15 protein-coding genes are annotated in these 16,497 nt (G+C 61.0%); 6 read left to right on the forward strand and 9 right to left on the reverse strand.

Translation table 11 applies throughout. The features are described 5' to 3' along the window. Positions 1-79 precede the first annotated feature (79 nt). The 6 genes from KKQ10_RS02740 to KKQ10_RS02760 all read left to right on the forward strand — a co-directional run bounded on the left by KKQ10_RS02740 (position 80) and on the right by KKQ10_RS02760 (position 4,985). Positions 80-748, forward strand: a complete 669-nt coding sequence (locus tag KKQ10_RS02740; RefSeq protein WP_127647437.1) for a GntR family transcriptional regulator — start codon at positions 80-82, stop codon at positions 746-748. Between the two features lie 79 nt (positions 749-827). Further along, entirely contained in the window at positions 828-1,634 is an 807-nt protein-coding gene (locus KKQ10_RS02745) for an ABC transporter substrate-binding protein (protein ID WP_215500095.1), read from the forward strand. Between the two features lie 11 nt (positions 1,635-1,645). Continuing rightward, positions 1,646-2,422 carry an amino acid ABC transporter permease gene (locus tag KKQ10_RS02750; RefSeq protein WP_064587562.1) on the forward strand — a complete coding sequence of 259 codons (777 nt, stop codon included), beginning with the start codon at positions 1,646-1,648 and terminating at the stop codon, positions 2,420-2,422. A gap of 2 nt (positions 2,423-2,424) precedes the next feature. Continuing rightward, positions 2,425-3,204, forward strand: coding sequence for an amino acid ABC transporter ATP-binding protein (locus KKQ10_RS02755; protein WP_215500096.1), 780 nt, complete (start codon positions 2,425-2,427; stop codon positions 3,202-3,204). A 20-nt stretch (positions 3,205-3,224) separates the two neighbouring features. Continuing rightward, positions 3,225-3,350 carry a hypothetical protein gene (locus KKQ10_RS28550; RefSeq protein WP_286674770.1) on the forward strand — a complete coding sequence of 42 codons (126 nt, stop codon included), beginning with the start codon at positions 3,225-3,227 and terminating at the stop codon, positions 3,348-3,350. Positions 3,351-3,374: 24 nt separating this feature from the next. After that, complete coding sequence (locus KKQ10_RS02760) at positions 3,375-4,985, forward strand: gamma-glutamyltransferase family protein (protein ID WP_215500097.1); 1,611 nt, start codon at positions 3,375-3,377, stop codon at positions 4,983-4,985. 34 nt (positions 4,986-5,019) lie between these two features. On the opposite strand, the gene KKQ10_RS02765 is transcribed toward KKQ10_RS02760, so the two are convergent. The 9 genes from KKQ10_RS02765 to KKQ10_RS02805 all read right to left on the reverse strand — a co-directional run bounded on the left by KKQ10_RS02765 (position 5,020) and on the right by KKQ10_RS02805 (position 16,467). Beyond that, positions 5,020-5,775: an ABC transporter ATP-binding protein gene (locus KKQ10_RS02765; RefSeq protein WP_215500098.1), complete on the reverse strand. Its 756-nt coding sequence runs from the start codon at positions 5,773-5,775 to the stop codon at positions 5,020-5,022. Next, complete coding sequence (locus KKQ10_RS02770; protein ID WP_127647427.1) at positions 5,769-6,830, reverse strand: FecCD family ABC transporter permease; 1,062 nt, start codon at positions 6,828-6,830, stop codon at positions 5,769-5,771. The genes KKQ10_RS02765 and KKQ10_RS02770 overlap by 7 nt, the downstream gene beginning before the upstream one ends. Then, the gene (locus KKQ10_RS02775; RefSeq protein ID WP_215500099.1) at positions 6,827-8,008 is read right to left on the reverse strand and encodes an ABC transporter substrate-binding protein; all 1,182 of its coding nucleotides are present in this window, start codon (positions 8,006-8,008) and stop codon (positions 6,827-6,829) included. The genes KKQ10_RS02770 and KKQ10_RS02775 overlap by 4 nt, the downstream gene beginning before the upstream one ends. A 61-nt stretch (positions 8,009-8,069) precedes the next feature. Next, entirely contained in the window at positions 8,070-10,484 is a 2,415-nt protein-coding gene (locus tag KKQ10_RS02780) for a TonB-dependent receptor (RefSeq protein ID WP_215500100.1), read from the reverse strand. Positions 10,485-10,580: 96 nt separating this feature from the next. Continuing rightward, complete coding sequence (locus KKQ10_RS02785; protein WP_215500101.1) at positions 10,581-11,558, reverse strand: FecR domain-containing protein; 978 nt, start codon at positions 11,556-11,558, stop codon at positions 10,581-10,583. Then, positions 11,559-12,074, reverse strand: a complete 516-nt coding sequence (locus KKQ10_RS02790; RefSeq protein WP_215500102.1) for a sigma-70 family RNA polymerase sigma factor — start codon at positions 12,072-12,074, stop codon at positions 11,559-11,561. 91 nt (positions 12,075-12,165) lie between these two features. Continuing rightward, positions 12,166-13,344: an aminotransferase class V-fold PLP-dependent enzyme gene (locus KKQ10_RS02795; protein WP_215500103.1), complete on the reverse strand. Its 1,179-nt coding sequence runs from the start codon at positions 13,342-13,344 to the stop codon at positions 12,166-12,168. 14 nt (positions 13,345-13,358) lie between these two features. Further along, on the reverse strand, positions 13,359-14,603 hold the full coding sequence (locus KKQ10_RS02800; RefSeq protein WP_215500104.1) for an MFS transporter: 1,245 nt from the start codon (positions 14,601-14,603) through the stop codon (positions 13,359-13,361). Positions 14,604-14,616: 13 nt separating this feature from the next. Next, on the reverse strand, positions 14,617-16,467 hold the full coding sequence (locus KKQ10_RS02805) for an IucA/IucC family protein (protein WP_215500105.1): 1,851 nt from the start codon (positions 16,465-16,467) through the stop codon (positions 14,617-14,619). Positions 16,468-16,497: the final 30 nt, after the last annotated feature.

Here is a 16,497-nt window from a genome sequence, read left to right on the forward strand (position 1 = left end):
CGACGCGGCGGAATCTGGCACGCATCATGCTTTTTTGTATCCGTGGATAATTGGATACAAAAAGACAAAAGGTGCCGTCATGCAATTCGCTCCCGCCTACGACCAACGTCAACCGATGACTGCCGAGGAAGAGGCCTACAACTTTCTGCTGGAGGGCATCTGCGGTGGCCGTTATCGCAAGGGCGACCGGCTGATCGCCGAGGACATTGCCAGCGAAATCGGCATGAGCCGCATGCCCGTGCGCGAAGCCTTTCGCCGTCTCGATGCGCAGGGGCTGGTGACTCTCAGACCCAACCGTGGCGCGGTGGTCAGCGGTCTGGATGTCGAGCAAATGCACGAAGTGTTCGAGATGCGCAGCGCGCTGGAAGGCCTGGCGATGCGCATCGCGGTGCCGAAAATCAGCGAGCGTCAGTTGACGGCGCTGGAGCGACTGCTCGATGAAATGGATGACTACCGCGACGAGAGTGCGGCGTGGGTCAGCCGTCACCGCAAGTTCCATGAATACCTGTGCAGCCTCAGCGGTCGGCCACGATTGGTGAAGCAGATCAGCGCGCTTTATTCGCTGATCGAAGCGCCGATGCGCCTGTGGTTGCAGCACATTGAAAAGCCCCTGAGCGCCCGCCAGGAACACCAGATGATCCTTGATGCGATTCGTGCCGGCGACGCCAGCAAGGCCGAGGCCGTGGTGCGCGAACACATCGAAGGCACGGTGCCCGAGCTGATCAGTTTTTTGCAATCGGAAAAATAACCACAGAGCGGAACACGAGTCCGCCGATGTTTTGACGTTGAGTACTGCCCCGTTACTAACCGAACTGGAGTGTCTGGTCATGCATACGTCTCGCCTGTTACTGGCTGCAATTTCCCTGGGACTCTGTACGCAGTGGGCGGTTGCCGCACCCACGGTGCCGGAGCGCCTGGTCAAGGTCGACAAACTCACTTATTGCTCGGGCATGGATTCACCGCCGCTGGTGTCCTTCGATGAAGCGCAAAAACCCAAGGGCCTGACCGTCGACCTCGGGCTGGAAATCGCCAAGCGTTTGGGCGACAAAAAAGTCGATTGGCGGGTGATTCCGTTCTCCGGACTGCTCCCGGCGTTGCTCGCCAAACAATGCGACATGATCGTCGACCAGTTGTTCGACAAGCCCGAGCGCCGCGAGGTGATCGATATCGTCAACTACATGTATTCCAGTCAGGCGGTCGTCGTGCCGAAGGGCAATCCGAAGGCGCTCAAGACCCTGACGGACCTCAGCGGACACAAGATCGCGGTACTCAACGGCTCGACCATCAAGACCTTGCTCGACACCGAGAACGAAAGCCTGACCAAGGCTGGCAAGCCACCAATGAAACTGGTGGTCTACAACACTGACACCGATGCCTTCCAGGCCTTGCGTATCAATCAGGTCGACGCTTACGGCACCACGGTCGAAACCGCCGGTTATTACGCCGCGATGGCCCCGGACCTGTTCGAAGAAGGCGTGCCGGCCTTCAGCCGGATTCTCACCGGCCTGGGCATTCGCAAGGACGATCCGCAACTGAGCGCCGCCGTGCAGCAGATCATCACCGACATGCGCAGCGACGGCAGTTACAACCAGCTCCTGAGTAAGTGGCACGTCGCCAGCGACACACTCGATTGAGGTAAGCGTTGATGAACTTCAATTGGGATGTGTTCTGGCAGTATCTGTTGCAGCCCAGCGGGGTGTACCTCACCGGGCTCTGGTTGACTTGCCTGATCAGCGTGTTGGCGATGTTATTGGGCTGTGTTCTGGGCCTGGCCGCCGCGCTGTTGCGCTTGTCGAAGAACCCTTTGCTGCATCTGCCGGTGCGCTTTTACGTGTGGCTGATGCGGGGCACGCCGTTGCTGGTGCAAATCGTTTTCCTCTACACGGCACTGGCGGCCGGCGGGATTTTTCGCTTTGAAGACATTGAACTGTTCGGGCTGGTGATCCCCGGCAACATCCAGGCCGCGATTATCGCCCTGGGCCTCAACGAAGGCGCGTACATGGCCGAGATCATTCGTGCCGGGATCGGCGCCGTGGACAAGGGCCAGTACGAGGCCGGACGTTCACTGGGCATGACCTTCGCCAAACTGATGCGGCGCATCGTGCTGCCACAGGCCTTCCGGGTGATCGTGCCGCCGCTGGGCAACGAGTTCAACGTGATGCTGAAAAACACCACGCTGGTCAGTGTGATCGGTGTGCAGGAGCTGTTGCTCAGCACGCAGATGGTCACCTCGGCGACCTTTCGGGTGTTCGAGTTGTACCTGGTGGTGGCGATCTATTTCCTGCTGCTCACCACGCTGTGGGGCTTCTTTCAGCGCTGGCTGGAGCATCGTTTCGGCCAGTCGGACAGACCTTCCGCGCCGCCGCCGGCGTCCAGCCGGATGTTCGGTCGCAGCACCCTGAAACTGCTGAGGGGACGTTAATCATGGCGCATCAAAGTGACGAGCTGATCATCGAGGCGCTGAACATTCACAAGTCCTTCGGCGATCTGCAGATTCTCAAGGGCATTTCCCTGCAAGTGCGGCGCGGTGAAGTGGTGGTGCTGATCGGTGCTTCGGGCTCGGGCAAGACCACGTTTATCCGCTGCATCAACCTGCTCGAAGACATTCAGTCCGGGGAGATTCGGGTCAGCGGCCGGCCCATGGGCTATCGCACCCGGGCGAACGGCAGCCTGGTGCGCGATTCCGAGCGCAACATCGCTCGTCAGCGCCGCGACATCGGCATGGTGTTCCAGCGCTTCAACCTGTTCCCGCACATGACCGCCCTGGAAAACATCATCGAAGCGCCGATTCAGGTGTTGGGCGTATCGCGCCAGGCTGCGCTGGAGCAGGCCCAAGCACTGCTAAAACGGGTTGGACTGGCGGACAAGGCCAGCCATTACCCCTCGATGCTCTCCGGCGGCCAGCAGCAACGGGTGGCGATCGCCCGGGCGCTGGCGATGAAACCCCAGGCGATGCTGTTCGACGAACCCACCAGCGCCCTCGACCCGGAAACCGTCGGCGAGGTGCTGCAGGTCATGAAGGAGCTGGCCGAGGAGGGCATGACCATGGTCGTGGTCACCCATGAAATGGGTTTTGCCCGTGAAGTGGCCGATCGGGTGGTGGTGCTTGATCAGGGCGAACTGATCGAACAAGGCCCGCCGGAACAGATTTTCAGCCGTCCCGTTCATCCCCGTACTCAAGCCTTTCTCAGCCGCGTGCTGTGAACTTCACAAGGAAATCGACGATGCGTTTATCGAGTGTGTTCGCGACGCCATGGCCCCGACACGTTGAAGAACTTCGAGAAAGACCGCCGGAAAACATCCAGCGCCTGATCACCCGCGAATGGAACCGGATCAAGTCCGGTCAATGAATCCCGTTTTGAAGAGCCTTTGCCATGTTGAAATTCTCTGCTCACGAGTATCCCTATCCATCGCAACGCCAAAGCGTGTTTGCCCGTCGCGGCATGGTCGCGGCGTCCCAGCCGCTGGCTGCTCAGGCCGGCATCGAGATGCTGCAAAAGGGTGGCAATGCGATTGACGCCGCCATCGCCACAGCAGCGGCGCTGACCGTGGTCGAACCTACGGGCTGTGGCCTGGGCGGCGATGCGTTTGCTCTGGTCTGGTTCAAGGATCAGTTGCATGGCCTCAACGCCAACGGCCATGCCCCGGCCAGTCTGAGCATCGAAGCGGTCAAGGCGGCCGGTCATGAGCAGATGCCGCTGTATGGCTGGACGCCGGTGACGGTGCCGGGTTGCCCATCGGCCTGGGCCGAGCTGTCGCAACGTTTTGGCGTGCTGCCGTTCGCCGATTTGCTGCAGCCGGCGATCAGTCTGGCCAGAGACGGTTTTCCGCTGTCGCCGGTGGTTGCCCATCAGTGGCAGATCGCGCTGGATGAATTCGGTCCCCATCGCGATGAAGTGCTGCAGGCCTGGTTCGACACGTTCCTGATTGACGGTCGCGCACCCAAGGCTGGCGAGCTGTTCCGTAACCCGGCGCAGGCGCGCACCCTTGAAGAGTTGGCGGCGAGCCGCTGCGAGAGTCTGTATCGCGGCGCGCTGGCGCAACGCCTGGATGAACATTCCCGAGCCACTGGCGGCTATCTGCGTGCCACGGATCTGGCACATTACCGCGCGCAATGGGTAGAGCCGATCCACGTCAATTACCGGGGCGTGGATGTCTGGGAAATCCCGCCGAGCGGGCAGGGACTGGTTGCGTTGATGGCGCTGAAGATTCTTGAAGGCTTCGACTTTGATCACCGTGACAGCCAGCAAACCTGGCACCGTCAGCTGGAGGCGATGAAGCTCGCCTACAGCGACGGCCTGCACTACATCACCGATCCGCTGCACATGCGGGTGACCGTGGCCGATCTGTTGAGCGATGGCTACAGCGCTCGTCGCCGTGAACAGATCGGCGAACAGGCTCAGCCGCCGAAACCGGGCGATCCTCACGCCAGTGGCACGGTGTATCTGGCCACGGCCGACGGGCAAGGCAATATGGTCTCGTTCATTCAGAGCAATTACCACGGATTTGGCTCGGGCGTGGTGCTGCCTGACAGCGGCATTGCCCTGCAAAATCGCGGGCAGGAATTCAGCCTTGATCCTGAGCACGCCAACGCACTGGCCCCGGGCAAGAAGACTTTCCACACGATCATTCCCGGCTTCCTCACCAAGGACGGTCAGGCACTTGGGCCGTTCGGCGTGATGGGCGGCTACATGCAGCCGCAGGGCCATGTGCAGATGGTGATGAACCTGGTGGATTTCGGCCTGAACCCGCAGTCAGCACTGGACGCGCCGCGCTGGCAATGGCTGGGCGGCATGAAGGTCGGCATCGAGCAGGGCGCCTCAAGGGATCTGGCCAATGCGCTGGCACGTCGCGGGCATGAGGTGCAGATCGCCAGTGACCTGACGGATTACGGCAGAGGGCAGATCATTCTGCGTGACCCGGTGACTGGCGTGCTGTGTGGCGGGACTGAGCCGAGGGCGGATTCGCATATCGCGGTGTGGTGAGGACAGATAGGCCTCACCCGTGGAGGCTTGATCTTCAAACAACATCGTCGATCAGTATATGAGGCATCCCGCGACTGCACTGCTCGATACGCGCCTGAACCTTGTACACGTCACGCAGCATCCGCTCAGTAATGACTTCGCTGCTGGGGCCGCTGCCCTGTGTGGTTCCGCCAGCGATGACCAGCACCTGATCGGCAAATCGCAGCGCCTGGTTCAGGTCATGGATGGCGATGAACACGATGACCTCGCGTTGGCGGGCCAGCGTGCGCATGAAGTCCAGGACCTGCACCTGGCGGTGCATGTCGAGGGCGCTGGTGGGCTCGTCCATCAGCAGGATTTCCGGCTCGCGCACCAGCGTCTGTGCGATGGACACCAACTGCTGTTGCCCGCCACTGAGTTCACCCAGGTTGCGAAAGGACAGATCGCTGATGCCCAGCGCCGCGAGAATGTCGTCTACCAGGTGCAACTCGTCATCGCGCACGACCCACCCCGGCGTCAACTGCTTGCGTGCCAGCAACACGGATTCATAGACCGTCAACCGCGCACTGGCATTGAGCCCCTGCGGCATATAGCTGATGCCTGCCTGACCTTTCTTCGAGTCCTGCAGAATCACCTGCCCGGGGCCGTCGATCAGCCCGGCCATGCGCTTGAACAGTGTGGATTTGCCGGCGGCGTTGGGGCCGACCACGGCAACCACCTGACCACCGAAAAACATGGTTGAAGATACATCGTTAATGATCTCGCGCTGGCCGTAACGGGCGCCGAGATTGTCCAGTTGCAGCTTCACCATGAGTTTTTCTTCCCGCCAAGAATCAAAGATATGAAAAACGGCACGCCAATCAGCGAAGTGACCACGCCGATGGGAAAGATCGCGCCGGGGATCAGGGTTTTGCTGACCACAGAGCTGGCCGACAGAATCAGCGCGCCCGTCAGCAGCGAGGCCGGCAGGAAGAATCGCTGGTCTTCGCCAATCAGCATGCGGGCAATGTGAGGACCGACCAGACCGATGAAGCCGATGGTGCCGACGAACGCCACAGGAAACGAGGCGAGCAGGCTGACCATGATCAGCGTCTGAAAGCGCAGGCTGCGCACGTTGATGCCGAAACTGGCGGCTTTGTCATCGCCAAGGCGCAGGGCGGTCAAGGCCCAGGCGCGTTTGGCAAAAATCGGCAGAGTGATCAGGATCACCACGCAGATTACCCCGAGTTTCGGCCAGGTAGCCTTGGTCAGGCTGCCCATGGTCCAGAACACCACCGCCGCCACGGCTTGCTCGGTGGCGAAGAACTGCACCAGGGCCAACAGTGCGTTGAAGGTGAACACCAGTGCGATGCCAAGCAGCACGATGGTTTCAGCCGTGACGCCGCGACGCATGCTCAGAAAATGAATCAGCAGCGCCGAAAGCATGGCCATGATGAACGCATTGAGCGGCACCATGAATTGCGCCGCCAGCGGAAACAGCGCAACACCGAAGGCCAACCCCAAGGCCGCGCCGAAACCGGCGGCCGCGGAAATGCCCAGTGTGAATGGACTGGCCAGCGGGTTGTTGAGGATGGTCTGCATCTGTGCACCTGCCAGCGACAACGCTGCACCAACGGCGACGGCCATCAGCGCCACCGGCAGGCGAATATCCCACATCACCACGCGTACCTGCGGCGAGGCGCTGTCCGGTGCAATCAGCGCACCGAGGACTTCGCTCAGGCTGTAACGCGCCGGCCCCAGCGCCAGGTCGAGCAACACACTGCACAACAACAGGAGCACCAGCGCCGCCAGGATCAGGCGTTTGCGCAGCACCAGGCGACGATAGGCCTCGCGCTGTACAACCACCGCGTCAGTCAACGAACTCATGGTTTGACCTCAGGCGAACGCAAGCTGACGAAGTAGCCGGACTCATAGGGCACCGGCAGAAAACGCTCATGCAGTTCGCGCAACGAGGCGTCCGGATCGAGATCGGCGAACAGGTCGGGGTGGAACCATTTCGCCAGTTGCTGGATGGCCACGAACTGATACGGACTGTTGTAGAACTGATGCCAGATGGCGTGAAAAGCCTGAGTGTCCTGAGCCTTGATGCCGGCGTAGGCCGGGCGCCGGGTGTACCAGGCGAGTTTTTTTCGCGCCTGATTCATGTCCGCGCCAGGCCCCACGCCAACCCAGTGCCCGCCTGGGGCAAACGCTTCCCAATTGGCACTGGTGACCACCACGTGGGCCGGGTTGGCGACGATCACTTGCTCGGGATTCAACTGGCCGAACGTGGTCGGGATGATGCGCCGGGCGATGTTGTTGCCGCCGGCCATCTCGACGAACAGACCGAAGTTCTCGTTGCCGAAACTCAGGCAGCAATCGTCGGTGTAACCGCCGATGCGCTCGATGAATACGTCGGGACGCGGCGGGTGCTGTTTTTCGATGACGTCGGTCACGCGGTGAATCTGCTGGTTGCGAAAGTCGATGAACGCTTGCGCGCGTTGTTCCTTGCCGAACAGTTGGCCGAACAGGCGCATGGTCGGTTCGGTGTTCTGCATCGGGTTGTTGCGAAAGTCGACGTACACCACGGGAATGCCCAGCGCGTCGAGCTTTTCGATGTAGCGTGCATCTTCGGTGGCGTGCTGTGCCTCGATGTTGAGGATGATCACGTCAGGGCGCTGCGAGATCGCCTGCTCGATGTCGAAGGTGCCGTCTTCAAAGCCGCCGAAGGTGGGGATTTTGGCGATCTGCGGGAATTTGCGCCGATAGGCGTTGTAGGTATCCGGGTCCGACTGGATCAGGTCCTTGCGCCAACCGACGATGCGCTCAATGGGATTTTGCGTGTCGAGAGCGGCGACCAGATACAACTGCCGTCCTTCGCCAAGAATCACGCGTCGGACCGGCAGGTGAACCTTGACCTTGCGCCCCAGCAAATCAGTCACCTCGCTACGCGCCGCGTCCACCTCGGCGGCGTGTACAGCGCGCGGTACCAGGGTAGACAGACCCAGCAGTCCTGCCAGTAGCAGCGCCGCCAGTGCGTAGCTGCGTCGATCAACAATCACCATGGTCAAAGCCTTTGCAATGTCAGATCGGCCAACGGCTTACGCCACCGCCCGGCTGAACGTTTCAGAAATCGACAGTTGCCGACAGTAATAAAGTGCGCGGTGAGCCCTGGGAGAACGCGCCGTAGGAGGCGACGCCCGACCAGTACTCGTGATCGAACACGTTTTGCACGGTGGCGCGAAACGTGGTCGGTCGGTCGTCGATGCGCGTGGTGTAGCGTGCGCCTACATCGAAGCGGGTCCAGTCATCGAGCTTCTGCGTGTTGGCCTGGTTGACGTACTGGCTGCCGGTATGGATCGCTCCCCCGGTCAGCGTCAGGCCTTCGAACCACGAGGTGTCCCATTCGGCCCACAGGTTGGCTTGTACTTCAGGGACGCCAACCGGTTTATTGCCGCGGTTGCCCGCCACCGACGTTTTGCTCAGTTGCGCATCGAGCAGGGTCACGCCACCGAGCAGTCGTGTGCCGGGGGCGACTTCACCGAACACGTTCAGCTCCAGGCCGCGATTGCGTTGTTCGCCCTGCACCGAAAACACCCCGCCAGCCAGTTCGCCGCTCGGTTTGGTGATCTGGAACAGCGAGAGTGTGGAAGTGAAGGTGCCGTAGTCGGCCTTGACCCCCAGTTCGTGCTGACGGGAAATGTAAGGGGCGAAGATCTCGCCGGCGTTCGAGGCGGTGGACGGCGCAATGTCGCCCTTGCTCAGGCCTTCGATGTAGTTGTAGTAGAAAGAAACGTGGTCCCAGGGCTTGATCACCGCGCCATAGAGCGGCGTGGCCCGGCCATCGTCGTAGGACGTGGTGACCACGCCGGCGGCGTTGTAATTGTCGGACTTGATGTTTTGCTGACGCACACCGAGGGTCACTTGCACCCGGTCATCGAGCACCGACAGCGTGTCAGCCAGTGCAACGCCGGTCAGTTCAGTCTCGGACACTTTTGGTGTGTCCGGTTTGGGGATGTAGGGTTGTGGCCGATCGACCGGGTGATAGATGTTCGACAGGATCGGCGCGCCGGAATTGATCCCGCGTGACAGCGCATCGTGATAACGGCTGACTTGCAGGGACGTGCGATGGCTGATCGGCCCGGTGTCGAATCGCAGACGTGCGCCGGCGTCGACGGTGTAGCGTTCGACTTCAAACTTGTAATAGCCGGGAATCGACGACGTATCGCCAAAGGCGTTGACGATGGTCGGTGTCTGGTCGGACATCCGCGCGACATCCGATTTGCCACCGCCCGCATGGGCGAACACCGTCAGTGCGTCGCTCAGGTCGTATTCGCCACTGAGCAGCGCGGATTGGTCACGGGTTCGCGACCAGCCCCATGCCTGGCTCACATTGACCCGGCCATTGGCCGCTGGGGGAATGTCCACGCCCGGGGCGATCAGAAAGGGCCGCGAGGCGGCGTCGAAGCGTTCCTCCTGATTGAGCCAGTCGAGGCTGGTGCGCAAACGCTCGCCCTGGTAATCGAGGGACAGGGCGCCGATCTGGACTTTACGCGATTGATCATCGACGGCGGTGTCGCCCAGTTGCGTGCTGCCATTGAGGCGCACGCCGAAACGGCGTTCCTCGCCAAAGCGGCGACTGACGTCGAGGTGGCCACCGAGTTGCGAACTCATGCCGTAGCTGGCGGTGAACCGGGTCAGGTCGTCATCGAGGGAACGCTTGGGCACCACGTTGATCACGCCGCCGACCGCGTTGTTCGGCGACATGCCATAGAGCAGGGCACCGGGGCCTTTGACCAACTCGATGCGTTCGGCGTACTCGGTGAACACCCGGTAGTTGGGCGCTACGCCGTATACGCCGTCGAATGCCAGTTCACCCAGATTGCCTTCACCGACCGGAAAGCCACGGATGAAAAACGAATCGACGATACCCCCGGTCTGCCCCGTGGAGCGCACCGAAGAGTCGCGCTCAAGGACATCGCCGACGGTCACCGCCTGTTGATCCTTGATCAGCGTCGAGGTGTAGGTGCTGACGCTGAAAGGCGCGTCCATCACATCGGTATTGCCCAGGATCCCCAGGCGCCCGCCATTGGCCACCTGGCCACCGGCGTAAACCGGCGGCAAGGCGTCGCTGCGTTTGTCGGTACCGATGACTGCCGTTTCGTCCAGCATCAGCCGACGCTGTATCAGCGTGTAGCTGCCGTCGCTGCGCAGCACCATGTCCAGGCCACTGCCTTGCAGCAGGCGATCGACGGCTTGTCGGGGCGAAAACCTGCCGACCAGCGCAGGGCTGCTCAGACCTTCGGTCAACGATGGCTGGAACGACAGGGCTATGCCGGCGTCCACGGCAACACTCGACAGGGTCGCACCCAGCGGCCCCGCAGGAATGTCGTAGGCACGGATCGCAACAGCGTCCAGTTGCAGCGGCGCACCGGCCAGGACAAGCGGGCTGACGACTCCGGTCAGGACAAGGCTGAGCAACGCACTGCGAATAACGGGTTTGAGCGGGCGATCCGGACGCAGATGGCGTGCAGCAGGCATGAATGAGTGGACCTATGAACAGGGCGGTAGAGTTCTTCTCCCCAGTAGCCAGTCGAGATCAAAAAAAGTATCACCGGTCAGGCGATTTTTTTCGGTTCAGGCAGGGGAAAGCATGATCCAGAAACCATTCAGATGGCCGCTGACGAGGATCGGGTAGGTTTGCGCGAGCATGTTCAAGGTGCGCTGGCTGTCGCTGATGGGGTAGGCACCGGAAATGCGCAGGTCGGCAATCGCCGGATCCAGGCGCACGAACCCGCGGCGATAGCGTGTCAGTTCGCCGACGAAATCAGCCAGACGCATCTTGTCGGCCATCAGCATGCCTTGCGTCCAGGCGCCGACGTTGCGGTCGGCGGTGCTGACCTGTCCGAACGTGCGGGATGAAAAATCCGTACGTTGGCCGGCATTGATGATCAACGGTGTTCCCTGGAGGTTGTCGGCCAGTTCTACCTTTACGGCGCCTTCGAGCACGGCAAGGTGAGTGCGTGGTTGCAGTTCGCGAACCGTGAAGCGCGTGCCCAGCGCTTGCATTCGGCCCTGGCGGGTGCTGACCAGAAAGGGCCGCCGCGACGGTGAGTTGTCCGGCGCGGTCTGCACCAGTATTTCGCCTTCGCGCAGATGGATGTGGCGTTGACTGGCGTCGAACAGAACGTCGATGGCACTGTCGGTGTTGAGGGTGATTTTGGAACCGTCCGCCAGGGTCAGTTCGCGACGTTGACCGACAGCGGTGCGATAGTCCGCCGACCATTGTTGGGACTCTGCCAGTTTCCAACTGCCCCAGCCGGCGGGCAGAATCGCCAGGATCATCGCCAGTTTGCCCAGCGCGGCGCGGCGTTCCGGGCTGTTGGGGCGATCAAGCGCCGACATCGCCAGCGACGGGGGCAGCCCCCCGAGTTTGTTCTGCAACAGCTGCGCCCGCGCCCAGGCACGGCTGCGCTCGGGCGTGCTGGATTTCCAGTATTCCCATTCGGCTCGTTCAGCGTCACTGAGTTCACCTTCACTCAGGCGGATCAGCCAGTCGGCCGCTTCTTCAAGGGCCTGCTGAGCGGGGGGCGGCGTATTGCGTCGGGTGAGCACTCACTCCACCAGCAGCAGACATTGCACGAAGGCTTGCTTCATGTAGCGTTTGACGGTGATCAGCGAGACCCCCAGTTGTTCGGCGATGTCGTCGTATTTCAGGCCGCTGATCTGCGACAGCAGGAAGGCACGTTTGACCAGCGGCGGCAGCGCATCGAGCATCGCGTCGATTTCGTGCAGGGTCTCCAGCACCATGAAGCGCAATTCCGGCGAAGGCACCTCGGGTGCGGGCACATGGGCGAGGGCGTCCAGATAAGCGCGTTCCAGCGCTTTGCGCTGGTACCAGTTGACCAGAATGCCCTTGGCGACGCAGCTGAGGTACGCGCGCGGTTGCTCGATGACGGTGACCTGCGACGCGAGGATACGGGTGAAGGTGTCCTGCGCCAGATCCGCCGCATCCATGGCGTTCCCCAGTTTTTTTCTCAGCGTCGCGTACAGCCAGCCGTGATGGCCGCTGTACAGGGCTTCGATCGCGCGCAGGTGATTGTCGTTATTCGCGGGAAGGGTTTGGCTCATGGCTGCAGATTTTCATGCAATTGAGAAGTATTCCCAATGCTAGTTTACAAACTGGCTGTGACGCAAGCGCCGATTGGTGTCCTGTTCAGACTCATGGCCGTTGGCGCAGGGCGGCAATCATCACGTCGATTTCTGCCTCGGTGTTATACGCATGAAGGGACGCGCGACTGACTGCCAGCAAGTCTCGGTGTTGCATGTCGAGCAGGGTTGAACGAAAGGTCGAGGTTGAGACGTTGATGCGTTTCCCCTGAGCCGCCAACCATTGCTGTACCTGCAGCGCGCTGCTATCGCGATGAGTGAAGGTCACGATGCCGGATTTGACCGCGCCCAAGTCTCGCAGCGTGACGCCCGGAATGTCCGCCAGTCGCTGGCGCAGATACTGCGCCAGATGCTGAGTCCGCAGCCAGATCGGTTCGATACCTTGAGCCAGCGCATATTCCACCGCGGCCCCGAGGCCCAGCTTGGCGGCCACATTGCATTCCCAGTTTTCGAAACGCCGCGCGTCGGGGCGGATATTGAACGTATCAGCGGTTTGCAAAGACGCCGCATGCAGATCGAGAAACGCCGGCTCCAGGTTTTGACACAGCGCTCGTTCAACATACAGAAATCCCGCACCGCGCGGCCCGCGCAAGTATTTGCGGCTGGTGGCTGCGAGCATGTGACAACCGATTTTCTGCACATCGATCGGCATTTGCCCGACACCCTGGCAAGCATCCAGCAGAAACAGCACGCCGGCAGCGCGGGCGAGGGCGCCAATCTGTTCGATGGGTTGCACTGGCCCGCCGTTAGTGGCGATCACGGGCAGAGAGATCAGTGCAACCCGATCATCGTCGAGCATCTCCTTGAGGGCCGATAACGAGACCTGGCCGTGTTCGTCATTGGCAATGACGCGAATCTCGATGCCGCGCTGCTGCTTCAATTGCAGGTAAGGAATGTAATTGCCGGCGTATTCGGTGGTTGAGGTCAGCACCACATCACCGGGTTGCAACGGCAGCGAATAGAACGCCATGTCCCAGGCACGAGTCGCGTTTTCGATCACCGCGATTTCATCGGGTTGCGCGTTGATCAACCGCGCAATGGCGCCATAGACATTGTCCACTTCGGTTAACCGCGCTGCGGCCGCTTCATACCCGCCAAGGCTCGCTTCGAGCTGAATGTGGCGGGTCATGGTCTCGATGACCGGCGTGGGCATCAGCGCCGCGCCCGCATTGTTGAAGTGGATCAGTTGCGCGACGGCAGGTGTATCGGCACGCAGTTGTTCAATGTTCAAAGGCTACTCCTTGATCAGTCCCCGGGCGGGGCCGGACTCGGTTGCAGGACCGCAGGCCGGTAACGCAGCGCGACAATCGGGATCAGCGCCACCACGTAGGCCAGGCAAACGAAGAGATAGGTGTACTGCAAGCCGTAGACCTGACTGAGCAGACCACCGGCTGAAATCCCTGCAATGGAAGCAAATTGCGCCGTGCCCTGGGCAATTCCCAGTACGTGACCTTGCTGTGAGCTGTCAGCGGTTTTCGAGATCAGCGCCATCAGCACCGGCGTCGTCGCGCCCAGCAATACGCCCCAGATGAAGTAGACAGTGACGAACATCACCGGATTGCGCGTGATGCCCGCCACGCCCGTCAGGGCGATGCACCCCAACACGACGTAAGTCAGGCGATGCAGGGTTTCCTGTTGGCTGCGGTGTTCGAAATAACGCGACCAGGCCGTGGCTGACAGAATGAAACCCAGCGCCAGCAGGCCGTAGCACAAGCCGACCACCGAGTTGCTGACCTCGAACACCGAGCTGACATACAGCGAGAAGGAGGTCTGCGGCAGCATCCGCGCGAGCAACAGAATGCCCATCACACCGAGCAGCGGCAGCAGCGGCGAGCCTTGCCAGAGGCTGCCTGAACGGTCGGCCGGGATGGCCTTGTCGGTGACCGGGGTTTTCTTCACCGGCGGGACATCCGGCAAGGTCACGGCGGCGATCACCGTGCACACCGCACACAGCGCCGAGGCGATGATGTTGATCCAGAAGAACGTCGCGTAATCAAGGATCAAGCCGCCGACCACGGCACCGAGCAACGAGCCGACGTTGGTCGAAATCTGCAGGATGGCAAACAGTCGAGCCCGCCGCGAAGGGGCTTCGATGCTCACGCCATAGGCCTGCGCCGGGGCGATGTAGCCGGCGAAAGCGCCTTGCAGGAAACGCAGGATCAGAATGACCCAGATGTCACTGAACAGGGCCAGCCCAAGTTGGGTCAACGACAAACCGGCGAGGGCACGGATCATCATCAACTTGTGGCCGTAACGGTCACCGATACGGCCCCAGAATGCACTGGTCAGAATAATGCCCAGCATCGGCCCGACGTACACGGCAATGCTGGCGAAGCTGAAAAGCGACTCGGACGTCGTCAGCCCACGCAGGTGGACAGGCCAGAACGGCCCGCTCATTTCCATGGCGCCCATCGATACCAGCTGGATCGCAAATAGAAGATAAATCAGGATTCGTACGCTTGAACCCTGGATGACACCTGCATGGGACATGAGTCTGCCTCGGTTAAATGCTAGCGAGCGGGTTGGTCAGGGTGTGTTGCAAACGATAGTTGCTGTATTGCATCAAGTGCATGCGCAGCAACGAGCGGGTTGGCCATGGATCTTCGACGAACGCCTGGTGTTCGGCCTCCCACAACGTCGGCGAGACACGATCGCGCACAGCCTCGAAAGCCAGGTCGGTTTCCTCGCGCAATACTTGCCACAGCCGCGTGTTGTTCAAGTCGTATTCCTTGGTCAGCCACAGCGCGATCTCGTGCAGATGCGTGAGGAACGCGGCATCGAGCACAAACATGCGCACCGGCTCGATATCCCCCGCGAACACCGTTGGCAGAATACCCGGCTGTACATGCGGTTGCAGGCTGTAACCCCGGCCTTCCAGCAACGGCGCGTACGTACGACCATCACCGAAGTCGCGGATCAGCAGGCTGCGTGCCATGCCGTCGGGGGAGAACAGCACCATGGTGTTCTGTTGATGGGCTTCAAGGCCGATGCCATACATCAGGTAGATCGCCACCACCGGGTGGGTGACCACTTTGGCATATTCGCGGAACCAGTTTTCCACCTGGATCGCGCTGGCCCGCACGCCGTCACGTTCGATCAGGTCAGTGAACAACGGACGACCGCTGCCCGGCAAACGGGTGAACAATGATGCCACGGTAATCGGCAGATAATCGTCGTTGCGCTCGAACGCAGGTTTGCTGGCGCGATAGACCACCGACAGATGGCGGCCCGGATGATCGTCTTGAGTGACCGCGTTCTTGTAGCGCACGCCGATTTCTTCCGGGAAGATTTCCAATCGCCGGTCGAAGCCGTTTTCAGCTTCCAGAATCCGCGTAATCACCGTGCTGATGCGCGGCCCCATGTGAATCGACTTGGCTTGCAGGCTGCGCAGCTCGCTGGTCATCCACACGGCGATTGGCAGTTTGATCAGCGGTGCACAGTCGTCCAGCAGCGGCATCATGGTGCGGTAGGACATGGTCGGCAGGGTGGTGATGTCCGGGCCGTCGGTGATCAGAATGCCTTCTTCGATTTCCGTCGCGAAGGTCTTCAGCACGTAGGCTTGCAAGTGCCAGCCGTGAATCGGCAACGGTAGCCACTGGCGCTCGTCCAGGCCTTTGCGGTTGAGCGAAGCTTTCCATTGTTCCCATTGCGCCGGGAAGTTGCTGGCGAACCAGTCGTGATAACTGGTCACGTGCGGCATGCTCTCGCTTTTGGCGTGGTCGGCACGCAACGAGGCGATACGCAACGGCACTTGCGCGTTGAACTCGGGCGACAGTTGTTCGACTTCCTCATCGCCAAGGCCAGGCCGGGCTTTCCATGTCGGGTAGTACGGATGACCTTCCAGCGAACCCCACTGATCAAGCAGGATCGCCGCATCTTTGGTTTTGGCGTGCTGGCGCAGGTAGTCAGTGAAGCTGTCGAGGCCCTGTTCCCGGGCGGCCTGTTGCAGCCGGGCATTCCAGTGCTGGCGATGCTGACGGGCGTGCGCGTCGTTGGTCAGGCTGTTTTCCATGTCTGACTTGAGCCCGGCCACACCTTCGTCGGTGGGCTCGAAGTCGAAACTGTCACGCAGCACATCGAGCATGTCCTGGTGACTGGTGATGATCTGGCGTACGCCTTCGTCGGTGACCAGCACCACGTCGCCGTCGTTGACCACAGTCTCGGCCGGGCCTTTGGCGATATCGGAAAAAGCCAGATGCGCGCGGCCGCCCTTGAGCGGGTAAGTGGCCTGGTTGCCCTCCACGGAGAAGCTCAGGGCCGAGCGGTCGAGAATGTTTTCTGCAAAAAGGCAGCGGATCAAGCGGCGCATGGCGTTTTTGCGCGAATAGGCGATCAGTGTCTTGAAGTCATCCATATCAGTGGTCTGCTCGTCGAAAAGTGAATA

Origin of the sequence: Pseudomonas sp. MG-9, assembly GCF_018729515.1 — a bacterium.
GTDB classification, from domain to species: Bacteria; Pseudomonadota; Gammaproteobacteria; order Pseudomonadales; family Pseudomonadaceae; genus Aquipseudomonas; species Aquipseudomonas serboccidentalis.

Excerpts from the sequence above, each read along its gene's own strand:
- KKQ10_RS02740 (WP_127647437.1), top strand. The coding sequence starts at position 80 with ATGCAATTCGCTCCCGCCTACGACCAACGTCAACCGATGACTGCCGAG.
- KKQ10_RS02745 (WP_215500095.1), top strand. The coding sequence starts at position 828 with ATGCATACGTCTCGCCTGTTACTGGCTGCAATTTCCCTGGGACTCTGT.
- KKQ10_RS02750 (WP_064587562.1), top strand. The coding sequence starts at position 1,646 with ATGAACTTCAATTGGGATGTGTTCTGGCAGTATCTGTTGCAGCCCAGC.
- KKQ10_RS02755 (WP_215500096.1), top strand. The coding sequence starts at position 2,425 with ATGGCGCATCAAAGTGACGAGCTGATCATCGAGGCGCTGAACATTCAC.
- KKQ10_RS28550 (WP_286674770.1), top strand. The coding sequence starts at position 3,225 with ATGCGTTTATCGAGTGTGTTCGCGACGCCATGGCCCCGACACGTTGAA.
- KKQ10_RS02760 (WP_215500097.1), top strand. The coding sequence starts at position 3,375 with ATGTTGAAATTCTCTGCTCACGAGTATCCCTATCCATCGCAACGCCAA.
- KKQ10_RS02765 (WP_215500098.1), bottom strand. The coding sequence starts at position 5,775 with ATGGTGAAGCTGCAACTGGACAATCTCGGCGCCCGTTACGGCCAGCGC.
- KKQ10_RS02770 (WP_127647427.1), bottom strand. The coding sequence starts at position 6,830 with ATGAGTTCGTTGACTGACGCGGTGGTTGTACAGCGCGAGGCCTATCGT.
- KKQ10_RS02775 (WP_215500099.1), bottom strand. The coding sequence starts at position 8,008 with ATGGTGATTGTTGATCGACGCAGCTACGCACTGGCGGCGCTGCTACTG.
- KKQ10_RS02780 (WP_215500100.1), bottom strand. The coding sequence starts at position 10,484 with ATGCCTGCTGCACGCCATCTGCGTCCGGATCGCCCGCTCAAACCCGTT.
- KKQ10_RS02790 (WP_215500102.1), bottom strand. The coding sequence starts at position 12,074 with ATGAGCCAAACCCTTCCCGCGAATAACGACAATCACCTGCGCGCGATC.
- KKQ10_RS02800 (WP_215500104.1), bottom strand. The coding sequence starts at position 14,603 with ATGTCCCATGCAGGTGTCATCCAGGGTTCAAGCGTACGAATCCTGATT.
- KKQ10_RS02805 (WP_215500105.1), bottom strand. The coding sequence starts at position 16,467 with ATGGATGACTTCAAGACACTGATCGCCTATTCGCGCAAAAACGCCATG.